This is a genomic window from Sorangiineae bacterium MSr11367, from assembly GCA_037157805.1.
GTDB classification, from domain to species: Bacteria; Myxococcota_A; Polyangia; order Polyangiales; family Polyangiaceae; genus Pendulispora; species Pendulispora rubella.
The window spans coordinates 4,479,848-4,494,790 of record CP089983.1; the positions used below are offsets into that span (position 1 = coordinate 4,479,848).

11 protein-coding genes and 1 pseudogene are annotated in these 14,943 nt (G+C 66.6%); 7 read left to right on the top strand and 5 right to left on the bottom strand.

Going from position 1 to position 14,943, the window contains the following annotated elements; genetic code table 11:
* Window positions 1-77: 77 nt before the first annotated feature.
* Together LVJ94_17925 and LVJ94_17930 are read left to right on the top strand one after the other, a co-directional pair.
* On the top strand, window positions 78-1,685 hold the full coding sequence (locus LVJ94_17925; protein ID WXB09100.1) for a hypothetical protein: 1,608 nt from the start codon (window positions 78-80) through the stop codon (window positions 1,683-1,685).
* Between the two features lie 52 nt (window positions 1,686-1,737).
* Entirely contained in the window at window positions 1,738-3,189 is a 1,452-nt protein-coding gene (locus tag LVJ94_17930) for a S8 family serine peptidase (GenBank protein WXB09101.1), read from the top strand.
* A 150-nt stretch (window positions 3,190-3,339) separates the two neighbouring features.
* On the opposite strand, the gene lepA is transcribed toward LVJ94_17930, so the two are convergent.
* Together lepA and LVJ94_17940 are read right to left on the bottom strand one after the other, a co-directional pair.
* Window positions 3,340-5,142: a translation elongation factor 4 gene (gene lepA, locus LVJ94_17935; protein WXB09102.1), complete on the bottom strand. Its 1,803-nt coding sequence runs from the start codon at window positions 5,140-5,142 to the stop codon at window positions 3,340-3,342.
* A gap of 392 nt (window positions 5,143-5,534) precedes the next feature.
* Window positions 5,535-5,693: pseudogene (locus LVJ94_17940) on the bottom strand (ribbon-helix-helix domain-containing protein).
* 332 nt (window positions 5,694-6,025) lie between these two features.
* Between LVJ94_17940 and LVJ94_17945 the strand changes: the two are divergent.
* Together LVJ94_17945 and LVJ94_17950 are read left to right on the top strand one after the other, a co-directional pair.
* Complete coding sequence (locus LVJ94_17945) at window positions 6,026-6,865, top strand: hypothetical protein (GenBank protein WXB09103.1); 840 nt, start codon at window positions 6,026-6,028, stop codon at window positions 6,863-6,865.
* Window positions 6,862-7,689 carry a hypothetical protein gene (locus tag LVJ94_17950; protein ID WXB09104.1) on the top strand — a complete coding sequence of 276 codons (828 nt, stop codon included), beginning with the start codon at window positions 6,862-6,864 and terminating at the stop codon, window positions 7,687-7,689. Before LVJ94_17945 ends, LVJ94_17950 begins: the two co-directional genes overlap by 4 nt.
* On the opposite strand, the gene LVJ94_17955 is transcribed toward LVJ94_17950, so the two are convergent.
* The gene (locus tag LVJ94_17955; GenBank protein WXB09105.1) at window positions 7,670-8,551 is read right to left on the bottom strand and encodes a LysR family transcriptional regulator; all 882 of its coding nucleotides are present in this window, start codon (window positions 8,549-8,551) and stop codon (window positions 7,670-7,672) included. The genes LVJ94_17950 and LVJ94_17955 overlap by 20 nt on opposite strands.
* Window positions 8,552-8,635: 84 nt before the next feature.
* Here LVJ94_17955 and LVJ94_17960 point away from each other — a divergent pair, with 84 nt between their 5' ends.
* Complete coding sequence (locus LVJ94_17960; protein WXB09106.1) at window positions 8,636-9,640, top strand: NAD(P)-dependent alcohol dehydrogenase; 1,005 nt, start codon at window positions 8,636-8,638, stop codon at window positions 9,638-9,640.
* A 7-nt stretch (window positions 9,641-9,647) separates the two neighbouring features.
* Here LVJ94_17960 and LVJ94_17965 read toward each other — a convergent pair whose 3' ends face one another.
* A complete protein-coding gene (locus LVJ94_17965; protein ID WXB09107.1) occupies window positions 9,648-10,001 on the bottom strand; it encodes a cupin in 354 nt (117 codons plus the stop codon).
* 30 nt (window positions 10,002-10,031) lie between these two features.
* Between LVJ94_17965 and LVJ94_17970 the strand changes: the two genes are divergently transcribed.
* Both LVJ94_17970 and LVJ94_17975 read left to right on the top strand, forming a co-directional pair.
* Window positions 10,032-11,630: a pseudouridine synthase gene (locus LVJ94_17970; protein ID WXB09108.1), complete on the top strand. Its 1,599-nt coding sequence runs from the start codon at window positions 10,032-10,034 to the stop codon at window positions 11,628-11,630.
* A 112-nt stretch (window positions 11,631-11,742) separates the two neighbouring features.
* On the top strand, window positions 11,743-12,555 hold the full coding sequence (locus LVJ94_17975; protein WXB09109.1) for an isocitrate lyase/phosphoenolpyruvate mutase family protein: 813 nt from the start codon (window positions 11,743-11,745) through the stop codon (window positions 12,553-12,555).
* Between the two features lie 15 nt (window positions 12,556-12,570).
* Here LVJ94_17975 and LVJ94_17980 read toward each other — a convergent pair whose 3' ends face one another.
* Window positions 12,571-14,922, bottom strand: a complete 2,352-nt coding sequence (locus LVJ94_17980; protein ID WXB09110.1) for a benzoate-CoA ligase family protein — start codon at window positions 14,920-14,922, stop codon at window positions 12,571-12,573.
* Between the last annotated feature and the right edge of the window lie 21 nt (window positions 14,923-14,943).

Sequence of the window (14,943 nt, forward strand, 5' to 3'; positions counted from 1 at the left end):
CTCTTCGCGTCATCGCGTCACGTTGAGCGAACCCAGCATGCATGCACCCACATCCGAGAGGAGAGGGGGCTCGGAGTATGCTGCGTTGGGTTCGCTGGGCGTCGTTGGGGCTGATCTCTGCCTTGGGCGGCTTGCCCATGGCATGTTCCGAGTCGGCCAAGTCCGAAAAATCATCCATGCCGTCGGCGGCAGCGGGGGCGCAGGAACAGGCCCTGGCCCAGGTCGTCGACACACCTTCGCGCGATGCGTGCCCGTACGTACCCGGCACCGTGCGCTGCTACGCCAAGGTGCGTACCGATTCGGCGGGCAACATTCTGGCGGCCGCCTCGCCCCGTGGCTACGGCCCCGAGGACTTGCGGCACGCCTACCGCGTTCCATCGTCGGGCACGCACACCGGCACGATTGCCATCATCAACGCGTACGACTCGCCCTCGGCCGAGTCCGACCTGGCGACGTACCGCGAGCAATTCGGGCTCCCGCCGTGCACGACGGAGAATGGCTGCTTCAAAAAGGTGAATCAAGTCGGCGCTCCGTCGCCGTTGCCCAAGTCGGATCATGCCGGATGGGCCGCCGAGATCGCGCTCGATCTCGACATGGCCAGCGCCATGTGCCCCGATTGCAAACTCGTGCTCGTCTTGGGCAACACACCGACGTTGGTGGATCTCGGGACGGCGGTGAACACGGCGGTACGTATGGGCGCGGACGTCGTGTCGAACAGCTACGGCGGCGTCGAAGCCGAGGAGGAAACCGACGCCAGCCCGGAAGAAATCCGCGAGGCCGATCGGCTGTATTATTCGAACCACCCCGGCGTGGCCATCTTCGCGGCCTCGGGCGACTGGGCGTACGGCAACGGCACGTCGTACCCGGCATCGGGCAAAAACGTGATTGGCGTGGGTGGAACGCGCCTCGTGCGATCGCCTCTCAGCCTGCGCGGATGGGCGGAGGTGGCGTGGGCGCACGCAGGCAGCGGATGCAGCACGCGCATCGCGAAACCGTCGTGGGCCAACGACGGGCCCGATTGTCCGAACAAGACGGTGGCCGACATTTCCGCCGTGTCCGATCCCGCCACCGGCGTGGCCGTCTACGACTCGTACGGTGGCGGCGATGCGGGATGGATGGTCATTGGTGGCACCAGTGCAGCCACGCCCATCGTGGCCGCGATCTTCGTGTTGGCAGGAAAGGCCACCTCGACGGGCGCGTTCGTGTGGAAGAACACGGAGCGCTTCTACGACGTGACCAGCGGCGACAATGGCAGCGGTACCCCCGACGGCGGCATCTCCTGCGTCGCCGGGGACAATGGATCGTACTTGTGCAACGCGAAGGTCGGCTTCGACGGCCCCACCGGGTGGGGAACGCCGAACACCGCGGCGCTTCTCGCTGCCTCGCTCGATGACGCCGGCCCGGCCCCCGTCGACGATGCCGGCCCGGTCGTGGACGGCGGCGCGAGCTCCGACGCATCGATCGACGCGTCGGTGGTGATCCCGCCGTTGATGGACGCATCGAGCGGCAGCGGCAAGACCGACGCGAGCTCCTCCCATGCCGCCAGCCCGAACGGGGCCTCCAGCGGTGGGAACACGGGATGCTCGGTCTCCTTCGACGCCGGGGAGCATTCGCCGACCGCGGGTGTTTTGTTTGCAATGATGGGTATCCTCGCAGCGCGGAGAGGGCGTAAACTCTTGCGTTGAGATGTGGATTCACTGCCCTTGGCTTCGGGCATCGTCATCGGCCGTCGCCGCGATGACGCTCACGTTTGCGCAGTTGGCATCGGCCAATTCCCGCGACGTTTGTGCACCGTCGAGCGATCCGAACACCGCGTGGTGCTTGGCCAAGGTGCAGACCGACGCCTACGGAGTGCGGCCCACGCTGGCGGGGCCGAGCGGCCTTGGCCCTGCCGATCTTACGTCGGCGTACAGCGTTCCATCCAGCGGCACATCGACCGGCATCATCGCCGTCGTGGATGCGTTCGACAACCCGAACGTCGAGGCCGATCTCGCGACGTACCGCTCCACCTTTGGCCTTCCTCCGTGCACGACCGCCAATGGCTGTTTCAAAAAGGTAAACCAGCGCGGTGCTTCGTCGCCGTTGCCCGCCCCGGACAGCGGGTGGGCCAGCGAGATGGCGATCGACACGCAGCTGGCCAGCGCCATTTGCCCGGCCTGTCGCATCCTGCTCGTCGAGGCGGACGGCGCGACGATGGCCGACCTCGGCGCGGCCGTCGTCATGGCGGTGCGCCTTGGCGCAAGCGTGGTGTCGAACAGCTGGGGAGGCATCGAGAGCGCCGAATCCGTCGACTACGATCGTGCGTACTTCACGCATGACGGCGTGACCATCTTCGCGAGCTCCGGCGACCAGGGGTATTCGCAAGGCGCTCTGTTCCCTGCCGCCGGCACGCGGGTCATCGGGGTTGGCGGCACCACGCTCGCCCGCGCCTCCAATGCGCGCGGCTGGACCGAAACGGTATGGGGCGGAAGCGACACCGCCTCTCCCGGCACGGGCAGCGGCTGCAGCAGCTACATCGCGCGCCCCTCGTGGGTCGATCCGGTGGCGACCCCGCGATGCGCGAAGAAAACGGTGAACGACGTCGCCGCGGTCGCCGATCCGCGCACCGGCGTGGCCATCTACAACACGTACGAAGGCGCGGGTTGGGCCGTTTACGGCGGTACCAGCCTGGGTCCACCCATCGTGGCGGCCATGTTCGTGCTTGCGGGCAAAGGCGCCGCCGGCGGTTCACTCATCTGGAAGAACCGCGCCGCCTTCCTCGATATCACCGCCGGCACCAACGCCAACGGCTCCCCATCCGGGGGCGTCACCTGCGATCCCGGCGCGGACAACCTTTGCAACGCCGTCGCCGGTTTCGACGCGCCGTCGGGGTGGGGGACACCCATCGCCTCCGCCCTGCGCGACGTCCCCTTCGACGCAGGCCCGCCCCCCGATGCCGACCCCCCCGAAGACGCCGGCCCCTCCGACGCTGGAGCCGACGCCATCCTCGATGCCGGCACGGACGCAGGCACCCCGATTCCCAAATCCGACGCCGGCAACGGCCGCGAACCCGCGCCCACGAACCCGGCCGACGGCAGCAGCGGTGGCAGCTGCACCATCGCCGAACCCGGTGCGGCGAGCGCCGGCGCGAGCGCACTGGCCTGCGCGCTCAGTCTACTCCTGCTGCGAAGACGCCGCGGCTCTCGCTAACTCAGGGGAGAATTCACATGAAGGCGGGAAGGCGGGAAGGACTTGCGGCACAGAGGGCGCGGAGCGCTTTTTGGGGTTTCAATTCGCCCGCTGGCTCATTGAAAACCAAAAAACTTCCCGTCTTCCCGTCTTCCTGTGAATTTCTCTTCTTCAGTCGACCTTGAGGATCGCGAGGAAGGCCTTCTGCGGGATTTCGACGCTGCCGACTTGCTTCATGCGCTTCTTGCCCTCTTTCTGCTTCTCGAGGAGCTTGCGCTTGCGCGAGATGTCGCCGCCGTAGCACTTGGCGGTGACGTCTTTGCGGAGGGCGCGCACTGTTTCGCGCGCGATGATCTTGCCGCCGATGGCGGCTTGGATGGCCACTTCGTACTGCTGCTGCGGGACGAATTCCTTCAGCTTTTCGGCCAGGCCGCGTCCGCGCACGGCTGCGCGCTCGCGGTGGACGATGATGGATAGCGCGTCGAGCGGATCGCCGTTCACCAGGATGTCCACCTTCACCAAGGTGTCCGGGTTGTAGCCAATGAGCTCGTAGTCCATCGACGCGTAGCCGCGGGAGATGCTCTTCAATTTGTCGTGGAAGTCGAAGAGCACTTCGCCGAACGGAAGCTCGTAGGTGACGATGACGCGGTCCGAGCTGGAGTAGGTCAGCGCTTTCTGCACACCGCGCTTGTCGTGGCACAGTGCCAGCACGCCACCGACGAACTCCGCCGGCACGTGGATGGCCATCTTGACGATGGGCTCCTCGATGCGCTCGATGTACTGCGGCGACGGGAGCTTGGCCGGGTTCTCCACCCGAACCATCGTTCCGTCGTTCTTGTACACGTTGTAGACCACGCTCGGTGCCGTGGTGATCAGGTCCAGGTTGAACTCGCGCTCGAGGCGCTCCTGGATGATCTCCATGTGCAGCAGCCCCAAAAAGCCGCAGCGGAAGCCGAAGCCGAGCGCCTCCGACGAGTCGGGCTCGAAGGAGAAGGCCGCGTCGTTCATGTGCAGCTTCTCCAACGCGTCGCGCAGGTCCGGGTAGTCGGCGCTGTCGGTGGGGAAGATGCCCGCGAAGACCATGGGCTTCACGTCTTTGAAGCCGGGCAGGGGAACCTCGGCGGGCTTGCCCGCGAGCGTCACGGTGTCGCCCACCTTGGTGTCGTGCACGCTCTTGATGTTGCCCGCGAGGAAGCCGACCTCCCCGGGGCCGATCTCTTCCAGCGCGACGGCGAAGGGCTGGAACGAGCCCACCTCGGTGACCTCGTAGTCGCGCTTGGTCGCCATGAAGCGAATTTTATCGCCGCGGCGGAGCGTCCCATCGACCACGCGCACCATGATCATGGCCCCGCGGTAGCTGTCGTACCAAGAGTCGAAGATGATGGCCCGCAGCGGCGCATCGGGATTTCCCTTGGGCGGCGGCACCTTCTGCACGATCTGCTCGAGGATGTCGGCGACGCCCTCGCCGGTCTTGCCGCTGCAGGACAGCGCGTCCGAGCAGTCGAGCCCGATGGTGTCCTCGATCTGCTGCTTGGTGCCGGCGACGTCGGACGACGGGAGGTCGATCTTGTTGAGGACGGGAATGACCTCGAGCCCTTGGTCGATGGCCAGATAGACGTTGGCCAAGGTCTGGGCCTCGACGCCCTGCGTGGAGTCGACGACCAGGACGGCACCCTCGCACGCCGACAGGCTGCGCGACACCTCGTAGTTGAAGTCGACGTGGCCGGGGGTGTCGATCAGATTGAGCTGGTAGTTCGTGCCGTCCTTCGCCGTATATTTGAGGCGGACGTTCTGGGCCTTGATGGTGATGCCGCGCTCGCGCTCGATGTCCATCTTGTCGAGGAACTGCTCGCGCGCCTCGCGCTGGGTGACCGCGCCGGTGACCTCCAGGATGCGGTCGGCCAGGGTCGATTTGCCGTGGTCGATGTGGGCGATGATCGAAAAATTGCGGATGAACTCTTGCGGCGTGGACATGGCGGGGAAACTCAGCTCGCGATCTGACGCGTGCCCTCTATGAAACCGATGCCGTCATTACCTGACAGATGCGTCTCGGCCAGGGGTCGAAGTGGCGGCGCTTGCTATTTTTTGCTGCCAGCGGCGGCCTTCTCGTCCTGGCTTCGAACGCGCTCCGCAGGTACGGAGGGGACGTCGTCGACAGTGTCGAGTGCTTCTAGCTTACTTGCCGACAGGCGCTCGGCTTTTTCAGCACGTCCGACGCCACCACCCCCACCTGTCGAGGGGCGCTCCTGCAAAACCGCGGCAGGGCCAGCTACAGGAACGGGAACAGGAATAGGGGCCGGTGCGGCGGGACGAGGGAAGTCGGGCGCGGCCGTCGGAGTCGGAGGCGGCGGGCCGCCCAAAGGAAGCTGACCAGGCAGAAGGTGCGCGTAGTGGCGCAGCACCAGATCGATACCTTCGCGGATGTAGACGGCGACGGGGACCTTGGTCCTCTCGTGAAGGAGCTTGAGTTTGTCGTTCTGCTCCGGGGTCACGTAGATCGTCGTCGAGATTTTCTTCCGCGACATCGCCAGTGCCTCATCGAGAGCAAGAACGCCAAAAAGCCTTGAATCCTCATGTACTACGCGTTGCCATCCGCGAAAAAGCAGCCCGCCCGCGAACCTCCAGTACTCGACGCGGATGCCTGCCGCCATCCCCTTGTTCGAAATCGAACCCCCGCCCCAGCGGCAGCAACATACACTACGTGAATATACGTGTCGGTTCAAGGGGCCCGGTGCAGATGGTACGGATGAGCTTGGCGCGTCCTGAAGCGAGGCCAGGATCTAGGGCGTCACAAGCGCATCCGGACAGCCAGCTTGCTCGGGGGTCGATCCGCTCGGTATGGTGGGCCCGGGCCACAATGAGAGTTCGCTTTCTTCGATGGGCCAGCGTTGCGGGAGGGGTTGGCGCTGGGGTTGCAGCTTTCACGGTCGCGCTGGCTGCTTGCGGCGGCGGCGATTCCGGGGTTTCGAACTCGAAGCTCCCGGCAGGTGCGCGCTCGGAGGTCATCCAGCACGAGCCCTGCCCAGAAACGGGGGCCAAGGTGACCCTGCTCGACGCCAACGGCGACGGGAAGCCGGACATCCGGCGGGTCGCCGACGGCTCGGGCAAAGAAGTCTGCCGGGTGACGGACCTGAACTACGACGGCAAGCCGGACATGTTCCAGTACTTCGACAAAAACGGGCAGCTTCGCCGCCGGGAGGCCGATTACGACGGCGATGGCGTGGTCGAGGCGCTCGAGTACTACGAGAACGGCAAGCTCGCTCGTCGTGAACTCGACATCTCCGGCCAACACCGGCTCGACACGTGGGACTTCTTCGATGCGAGCGAAAAGCGCATCAAGCGTGAGCGCGACACCGACGGCGACGGCCGCGTCGACCAGTGGTGGTCGTGGAGCGGCGACCAGGTGACGATCGCCTTCGACAAGAACAACGACGGACAGCCCGATCCGAATGACACGATGACGCTGAACGCGTCGGGCGCGGCGGTCACCACGTCGGCCACCTTGGATGCGGGGCCGGGTGACGCTGGACCTCCTCTCAGTACGGCGGCGGCCTTGGGCACCGGGGTCGATGCCGGGTCGGCGTCGAAGCCGGTGACTCCGCAGGGAGCGGACAACCAGCTGCTCAACGCGCCCGGCGCCAAAGACGCAGGGGCACCCAAGCCCAAGGACGCTGTAAAAGGCGGAGGAAAGAAATGAAGTCGCGCACCGTATCGACGGGCCGCGGGGGCTGGTTCGTAGGGATCGCGCTGGGTGTGGCCTCGAGCGTGGGGCTCATCGCCGTGGGGTGCGGCGGCTCCGGGCCGGCGCCACAAAGCGCCAAGGTGACGCCGGGCGGGTCGAAGGATCCGAGCCAGTGGCCCAAAGACGACCGGACGATGTGCGACTGGCGCAACAAGCCCGAGTTCGAGGTGAGTGAAACGGCGGGCACGGGCGCGTTGAAGCCGAACATCCGCCGCGTGTTCAAGACGTTCGGGGAAGGCGAGACGCGCCACAAGACGTTGGTCTGCCGCGAGGTGGACACGAACCTCGACGGCATCAAGGACGACGTGCGCACCTTCAACGAGAAGGGCGAGGCGCTGAAGGAAGAAGCCGACACCGACTACGACGGCCGCGTCGATCTGTGGATGGCGTTCGTGGCCGGCCGCCTGGCCGAGGAGAACGTCGACTCGAACCACGACGGCAAGCCGGACATCTGGAAGGTCTACACCGACGGCCAGCTTTCGCGCATCAAGCGCGACCGGAATTACGACGGGAAGCCCGACGTCTGGGAGATCTACGCGCGCGGAAAGCTCGAGCGCATGGGGCTCGACGAGACGGCCGACGGCCACGTCGACCGCTGGGACCGCGACGAAATGGTGCGCGTGCAGCTCGACGACGAGGAGCGCAAGGCGCGGGAAAAGCTGGGGCAAGGCGAACCCACGGCCGCCCCAGGCCAAGACGCGTTCATCAAGGATGCCGGTGCTCCGTCGTCCTCGGCGGATGCAGGCAAAGCTCCGAAAGCTACGCCGAAGAAGAAGTAGCGAGCGTCCGTCCCAACCACGCCAACAGGGCCTTGACCCGCGCGCTCGGATACAGATCTGGGTGGGTCACGGCCCACACCTCGGCTTCGAGGGCGACTTTGGGCAGCACCCGCTCGAGGCCGAGAAAATGCTTCGTGAAGCATGCAGGGGCCATCGCGATGCCATGCCCGGCGGCGCATGCGGCCAGCACCACCGTGGTGCTGTTCGATCGCAGCACGCAGCGCGAGGCCGTCGCATGCTCGTGCATCCAGCGCGAAGGCGGCGTGCGATCCAGCGACGCATCGAAGCCGACCCAATCGTGTGCCGCCAGATCGCGAAGCTTGCGGAGCGGCCCGGCGCGGCGAAGGTACTCGTCGCTCGCGTAGAGATGCAGGGCGAGCGCGCCCACCCGCCGCGCCACCAGCGAGGGCTCGCGCGGCCGAAAAAGACGCACCGCGACGTCCGCCTCGTGCCGCACGAGATCCAAGGTGCGGTTCTCCGCGCAAATCGAGATGCGGATCGCCGGGTGCTCGCGCCGGAACTCGACGAGCCTCGGCGCGAGCACATAGCTGCTGAGCCCTTCGCTCGAGGTGATGCGGAGCATTCCCTCGAGGCGTGAATCCGCGCCGCCGAGCGCCCCCTCGGCCGCGAGCACCTGCGACTCCACCGCCTCCGCACGCGGCGCCAGGGCCAAACCTGCCGGTGTGAGCACGAGCCCATTCGGCCCGCGCGCAAAGAGCCGCGCGTCGAACCGTCGCTCCAGTGCGCGAATGCGGCGTCCGACGGTGGTGGCATCCACGCAGAGCGCCGCGGCCGCGGCCGTCCGCGTTTTGTGCCGTGCAATGGCGAGGAAGAAGCGCAGATCGTCCCAGGATTCGGTCATGGTGGGGGCCACGGGCATTTTTGCACGACGGACGGGCAGAGACGTCATCTTTGCAGCACGGCCGGCGCGCACACATTCGGGAGCATGAAAATCGTGATTTCCAACGGGCGCGGCTTCGACGGCCTCACCCTCGAAGAGCGTCCCGTGCCCAAGCCCGACGCGCACCAGCTCCTGCTGCGCATGCGCGCCGTCTCCCTGAACTTCCGCGACATCGACGTGGTGCGCGGTGCGCACGGCAACCAGGAGCCTCTCATTCCATTGTCCGACGGGGTCGGGGAGGTGGTCGACGTCGGCGCCAAGGTGTCGCGCTTTGCCGTGGGCCAGCGCGTATCGCCCACGTTCTTCCCCGATTGGATCGATGGGCAACCTACCGCCGAGGCGCGCGCGGGGAGGCTGGGATGGCCACGCGACGGCGTCCTTTCCGAGTACGTCGTGGTGGACGAGCACGCGGCGGTGCGTGCGCCGTCGAACTTGAGCGACGTGGAGGCGGCGACGTTGCCTTGCGCGGCCGTGACGGCGTGGGATGCGCTCTTCGTCTCGGGTCGCGTGGTGCCCGGCGACACGGTGGTCGTCCAAGGTACGGGCGGCGTGTCGCTGTTCGCGCTGCTGTTTGCCAAGATGGCCGGGGCGCAGGTCATCGTCACCTCGAGCCAGCGGGCCAAGCTCGATCGGGCCCTCGCGCTGGGCGCGGCCCACGGCATCGACTACCGGGCCGAACCGGAATGGGACAAGGTCGTGCTCGAGCTCACCGGCGGCCAAGGCGCCGACCACGTGGTGGATGTCGCCGGCGGCGAGGGCCTCACGCGCTCGATCCGTGCCGCACGCGTGGGCGGCACGGTCAGCCTCGCGGGTTACGTGGCCGGCCGAACGGGCCACTTCGACTTGGCCACCGCGTTCGTCCGCAAGACGACCTTGCATCCGCTGGGGGTGGGCAGCCGTCGAACCTTCGAGGCGCTGGCGCGCGCCATCAAAGTGCACGACGTTCGCCCCGTGATCGACAGCGTTTTCCCGCTGGACAAGGCGGGCGAGGCGTTCGAACGCCTCGCCAGCGGCGACGTCTTCGGTAAAGTGGCGATTTCTCTCGTGTAACGAGACGCTACGGGTTGTTCGTGCCTTCGCGGCCGTAGCTGTCTTCCAATCGGACGACGTCGTCGAGGTCGTTGGTGGAGACTTCGACGACGTCCACGTCCGTCACCGCGACCATGCGGTGGATGGTCTTTGGCAGGCAGTGGTAGGTGTCGAGCTTCTTCATCCGGATGGTCTTGATGTCGGCGCCTTGGCCGATTTCCAGATCCATCTCGCCGTCTTGGATGAGAAAGGTCTCCTCCTTCCGATTGTGGTACTGACGCGACAACCGCTGGCCGGCATTGATGTGCAGAATTTTGCCTACATAACGTTCGGCCTCGGCCCAGATGATTTCGTACCCCCAAGGCTTTTCCACGCGACGCATGGTGGAAATTCATAAGAGAAAGCGGCTCGCATGGCTACCTACCGTCTTCAGAAAATCTTGGCACGGGGCGGACTCGCCTCCCGGAGGAAGGCCGAAGAGCTGATTTCGGCGGGGCGGGTGCGCGTCAATGGCCGCATCGTCACCGAGCTGGGCGCCCAAGCCGACCCGATCCAGGACAAGATCGAGGTCGATGGCAAGCGCGTCATCGCCGAGCCCCTCGTGTACGTGGTGCTGCACAAGCCGCGCGGCGTCGTCTCCACGATGAGCGATCCCGAAGGGCGGCCCACCGTCAAAGATTACCTCGGGCGCGTTCCCGGCCGCGTCTATTCCGTGGGCCGCCTCGACTTCGCGACGAGCGGGGTGCTCCTGGCGACGAACGATGGCGATTTCTCCGACGCTCTTTTGCATCCACGCAAGTCGGTGCCGAAGACGTACGTGGTGAAGGTCGTCGGCGAGATGCAGGAGAAGGATCTCGAGCGCTGGGCCCAAGGCGTGCGCCTCGACGATGGCATGACGCGCCCGGCCGATCTGGTGTTCCACCGTCACGAGGACGGAAAGACGTGGTTCGAGCTGACCATCCGCGAGGGCCGCAACCAGCAAATCCGCCGCATGGGCGAGGCGACCGGCTTTCCCGTGATGCGCCTCGCGCGCATCTCGTTCGCGGGCATCAGCAGCGAGAACCTCCGCCCGGGTGACTTCCGGCATTTGACCCGCGACGAGCTCATGGATCTGCGCAAGGAATACGGCGTTCCCAAGAAGCTCCCCACGCTCCCCACCGCCGTCCTCGAGAGCCGCACCAAGCGCCCCGCGCGCGCCCCCACCACCGATCGCCACGGCCGCGCCGAGTCTCGGAACGAGACCCACGACGGCCGCAAGGCCGGAGTGTCACGCGCCCCGCGCCCCGAGCGCCCGCAACGCGCCTCCCGCCCCCACGATCGCGAAGAGCGCCCCACGCGAGCCTCCCGTTCGCCCGACGGCTCCCACATCCGCGAAGCCATCGACCGCACCTTCGAGAAGCCGTCCCGCCGCCCCACCACCGAGCGCCGTCCCTCGAGCGACCGCGCCCCGCGCGAGCGCCCGTTCAACGACCGCGCCGCAAGGGAGCGCCCGACGAACGAGCGCGCGTCACGCGAGCGCCCCGCAAGGGAGCGCCCCACCACCGAGCGCCGCCCCTCGAGCGACCGCGGCCCGCGCGAGCGCCCGTTCAACGACCGCGCCGCGAGAGAGCGCCCGACGAACGAGCGCGCGTCACGCGAGCGTCCTGGAAGGGAGCGCCCTTCCACCGAGCGCCGCCCCTCGAGCGAGCGCGCGTCGCGTGAGCGCCCGTTCAACGACCGCGCCGCGAGAGAGCGCCCGACGAACGAGCGCGCGTCACGCGAGCGTCCTGGAAGGGAGCGCCCTTCCACCGAGCGCCGCCCCTCGAGCGACCGCGCGTCGCGTGAGCGCCCCGCAAGCGACCGCACGTCACGCGAGCGCCGCCCCACCGACCGCACCTCGCGCGAGCGCCCCGCAAAAGAGCACCACCCGAAGGGCCGCCCGCCCATGGAGCGCCGGCATCCTGCCGGCGGTCCGCCGGCTTCCAGCCGGCCTTCCCCGGCGGAGCCCCGCCCCCGCCGCCCCCGCCGCTAGTTCCGCTGGGCGGCGATGGGTGGCACATCACGCTTATCGCAAAGTGGACCTTTTCGATGTCAGGCCGCGCTTCTACCCCTGCATCCGGAGGTCACGTTCGATGGCGAATCCCGTGCAGATTTCACGAGCCGCTGCGTTTCAATCTCTCCACGCGCCGGGTGAGTTCTTATCGATTCCCAACGCGTGGGACGCCGCGAGTGCCAAGATTTTCGAAGCCAGCGGCGCAAAGGCCATCGCGACCACGAGCTGCGCGGTCGCTTGGGCACTCGGCTTTGCGGACGGTGAGAAAATCTCACTCGATGCGCTGACCACCGTCGTTCGAGGCATCACGCGGTCGGTATCGATCCCGGTCTCCGTCGACTTCGAAAGAGGTTACGGCGAAACGCCAAACGACGTGGCCGCGTCGGTCACCCGCATCCTCGACGTCGGCGCCGTGGGCATCAACTTGGAAGACGGCTTCGGACCTGCCAACGAGCTGGGCGTACGCATCGCCGTCGCCCGTCGTGCGGCACTCCGTTTCGGCGTGCCCCTCTTCATCAACGCGCGCACCGACGTCGTGCTCCATCGGACGCGTCGGCCGGAGCAAGAGGTGGACGAGATCCTGGCGCGCGCCAAAATCTATCAAGATGCCGGGGCCGATGGATTGTTCGTACCGGGTCTCTCCAACCCGGACCACATCGAAGCCGTCGCGCGCGGCACGTCCCTTCCGCTCAATCTGTTCGCCGCCCTTCCCAAGCTCCCTCCCGTTGCGGAGCTTCGCCGTCTCGGTGTGCGGCGGTTGACCACGGCCGGGCGCTTCGCGGAAGTCGCGTTCGATGCCGCCCGCCGCGCATGCATCGAATTTCTCGAATCAGGAACGTATTCCGCGTTCGAGCGTTGCGAACTGAACTACCACGTGATGAACGGCTTCTTTGCCAAGCCATGAGCCCCGCGGCCACCTCTAGGTTGCACCGCCAATGAAGCGCGCCATCGCTTCCAGCGTCGTGTCCCTCTGATCCCGGTGTGGACTATGTCCGCACTCGTCGAGCACGCGACGCGTGACCGGCCCTTTCACCTGGCGCTCGATGGCGTCCAATTGAGCCAGCGTCCCATATTCGTCGTTTGCGCCCTGGAGCAACAACACCGGTACTTCGATGTTCGGCAAGACCGCCTCGATGTTCCACTTGCGGAACTCCGGATCGAGCCATGCTCGGTTCCAGCCCCAAAAGGCCCCGTCGACGTTGTCTCCGTGATGCTTCATGAGCCGCTCGCGCAGATCGCTCTCTTCGTACTGCGTTCGCGCTTCCGTGATGCTGCGCACCGAGACGTCTTCGCAAAAGACGTGCGGCGCCTCCAAGATCAACCCCACCACCCGGCCCCGGGCCTGCTCGCTCGCGGCGTGCAGCAAGGCAATGGAGCCGCCGTCGCTATGGCCCACCAAAATGGCTTTCTCGATCTGACAGGCGTCGAGCACTTCGGGCAGCACCGCCGCCTCGTCGTGCATGTACGTCAGCGGTCGCGGAAGGGCCACCGGATCCGAGCCGCCGTAGCCCCAACGGCTGTACACCACGCTGTCGCGCGCCGTGCGCCGTGCCAGGGCCTCCGGGAAGTCCCGCCAGAGCGAGATGCTCCCGAGCCCCTCGTGCAAAAACACGAGCACCGGCTGATCGCCGGAACCCAGGGCGTGCCGCTCGACCTCGAGCCGATGCCCGCCCGCAACGATGGTGCTTCGCTTGGCCCGCAAACGGAATCGCTGGATCTTTCCCGTCGCGGTCTTCGGCAAATCGGCGAGAAACTCCACCCAGCGCGGATACTTGTAAGGTGCAAGTTTGCTCTTCACGAAGTCCTTCAGTGCGTTCTCCAGCGCCTCGCTGGCTGCATGCCCCTCGCGGAGCACCACGTACGCCTTGGGCTTCACCAACCGGTCCCCATCCGTATGCCCGACCACCGCCGCCTCGAGCACCGCCTCGTGCTGCGCCAGCGCCGATTCCACCTCGAAGGGTGACACCCAGATGCCGCCCACCTTGAGCATGTCGTCCGAGCGCCCGAGGTACGTGAAATAGCCCTCGGCATCGTGCACGTAGCGGTCGCCCGTGCGCGTCCAAGGCCCCTGAAACGTCGCCATGCTCGGATCGCGCTGGTTCCAATACGCCGTCGCCGCCGACGGCGCCTTCACCCAGAGCGAGCCTTCCTCTCCCGCGGGCACGGGCCGCCCGTCGTCGTCGAGCAGCTTGATCTCGTAGCCCGGCACCGGCTTGCCTGATGTTCCGTAGCGAACGTCGCCGGGGCGATTCGATAGAAAAATATGCAAAAGCTCCGTCGTCCCGATGCCGTCGAGGATGTCCGTCCCCATGCGCTCGCGCCATGCTTCGCCGACGTGCTTCGGCAATGCCTCACCCGCGGACACGCAGATGCGCAGCGCACGCGACGCCACCGCGCGCGTGATCCCTCCCTGGGTCGTGTCGGCGAGCATCGCCGCGAACAACGTGGGCACACCGCAGAAGATGGTCGGCTGGTGCTCGCGCAAGGTGCGCAGGACCGAGGCGGGCGTGGGCCGCTCGGCCATGAGGATCGCCGTGGCGCCGACCGAAAGAGGGAAGGTGAGCGCATTGCCCAGGCCATAGGCAAAAAAGAGCTTCGCCGCGGAGAAGACGACATCGTCCTCGCGAATGCCCAGTACCCCTTGGGCATAGAGCTTCGCCGTCCGCATCAAGTGTGCGTGCAGGTGCATGGCCGCTTTGGCGGCGCCGGTGGAGCCCGAGGAATAGAGCCAGAATGCGACGTCGTCCGGCGTCGTCGGGAAAGCCTCGAGCTCGTCCGATGCGGCGGCGAGATGCGCGTCGAGCCGCTCGTGCCGGAGATTTCCCTCGGGAGCCCGCGACACGAGGACATGGCGCAGGCGTGGCGCACGCGCCATCGCCACTTCGACCTTTGGAAGCAACGACTCGCTGACCACCAAGCCGCGCGCCCGACTGTCGATCAGCATGTGCTCGTAATCGGCCGGCGTGAGCAGTGTATTCACCGGAATGGGGACGATGCCGGCTTTGAGGGCGCCGAGGAACACGACGGGAAAGTCGGTCGTATCCTGCAGAAGCAACATCACCCGCTGCTCGGGCTCGATGCCCAGCGCCAACAGCGCATTCCCCGCGCGGTTCACTTCCCGAGCGAGCTCGCCGTACGTCAGCGCCCCGTGCTCATCGCGAAAAGCGATGCGTTCCCGCCGCCCTTCGGCAAGATGCCGATCCACCAGGTCCACGGCCGCGTTGTACTGACGGGGAAACTCGATCGCGGGGACGCCCATGCTCGAGAGCATAGGCCCAATTTTCTCTCCGCT

Bases quoted from the DNA above. Each gene is read 5' to 3' on its own strand.
- LVJ94_17945 (WXB09103.1), top strand. From the start codon at position 6,026: ATGAGAGTTCGCTTTCTTCGATGGGCCAGCGTTGCGGGAGGGGTTGGC.
- LVJ94_17925 (WXB09100.1), top strand. From the start codon at position 78: ATGCTGCGTTGGGTTCGCTGGGCGTCGTTGGGGCTGATCTCTGCCTTG.
- LVJ94_17950 (WXB09104.1), top strand. From the start codon at position 6,862: ATGAAGTCGCGCACCGTATCGACGGGCCGCGGGGGCTGGTTCGTAGGG.
- LVJ94_17930 (WXB09101.1), top strand. From the start codon at position 1,738: ATGACGCTCACGTTTGCGCAGTTGGCATCGGCCAATTCCCGCGACGTT.
- lepA (WXB09102.1), bottom strand. From the start codon at position 5,142: ATGTCCACGCCGCAAGAGTTCATCCGCAATTTTTCGATCATCGCCCAC.
- LVJ94_17980 (WXB09110.1), bottom strand. From the start codon at position 14,922: ATGCTCTCGAGCATGGGCGTCCCCGCGATCGAGTTTCCCCGTCAGTAC.
- LVJ94_17965 (WXB09107.1), bottom strand. From the start codon at position 10,001: ATGCGTCGCGTGGAAAAGCCTTGGGGGTACGAAATCATCTGGGCCGAG.
- LVJ94_17960 (WXB09106.1), top strand. From the start codon at position 8,636: ATGAAAATCGTGATTTCCAACGGGCGCGGCTTCGACGGCCTCACCCTC.
- LVJ94_17970 (WXB09108.1), top strand. From the start codon at position 10,032: ATGGCTACCTACCGTCTTCAGAAAATCTTGGCACGGGGCGGACTCGCC.
- LVJ94_17955 (WXB09105.1), bottom strand. From the start codon at position 8,551: ATGACCGAATCCTGGGACGATCTGCGCTTCTTCCTCGCCATTGCACGG.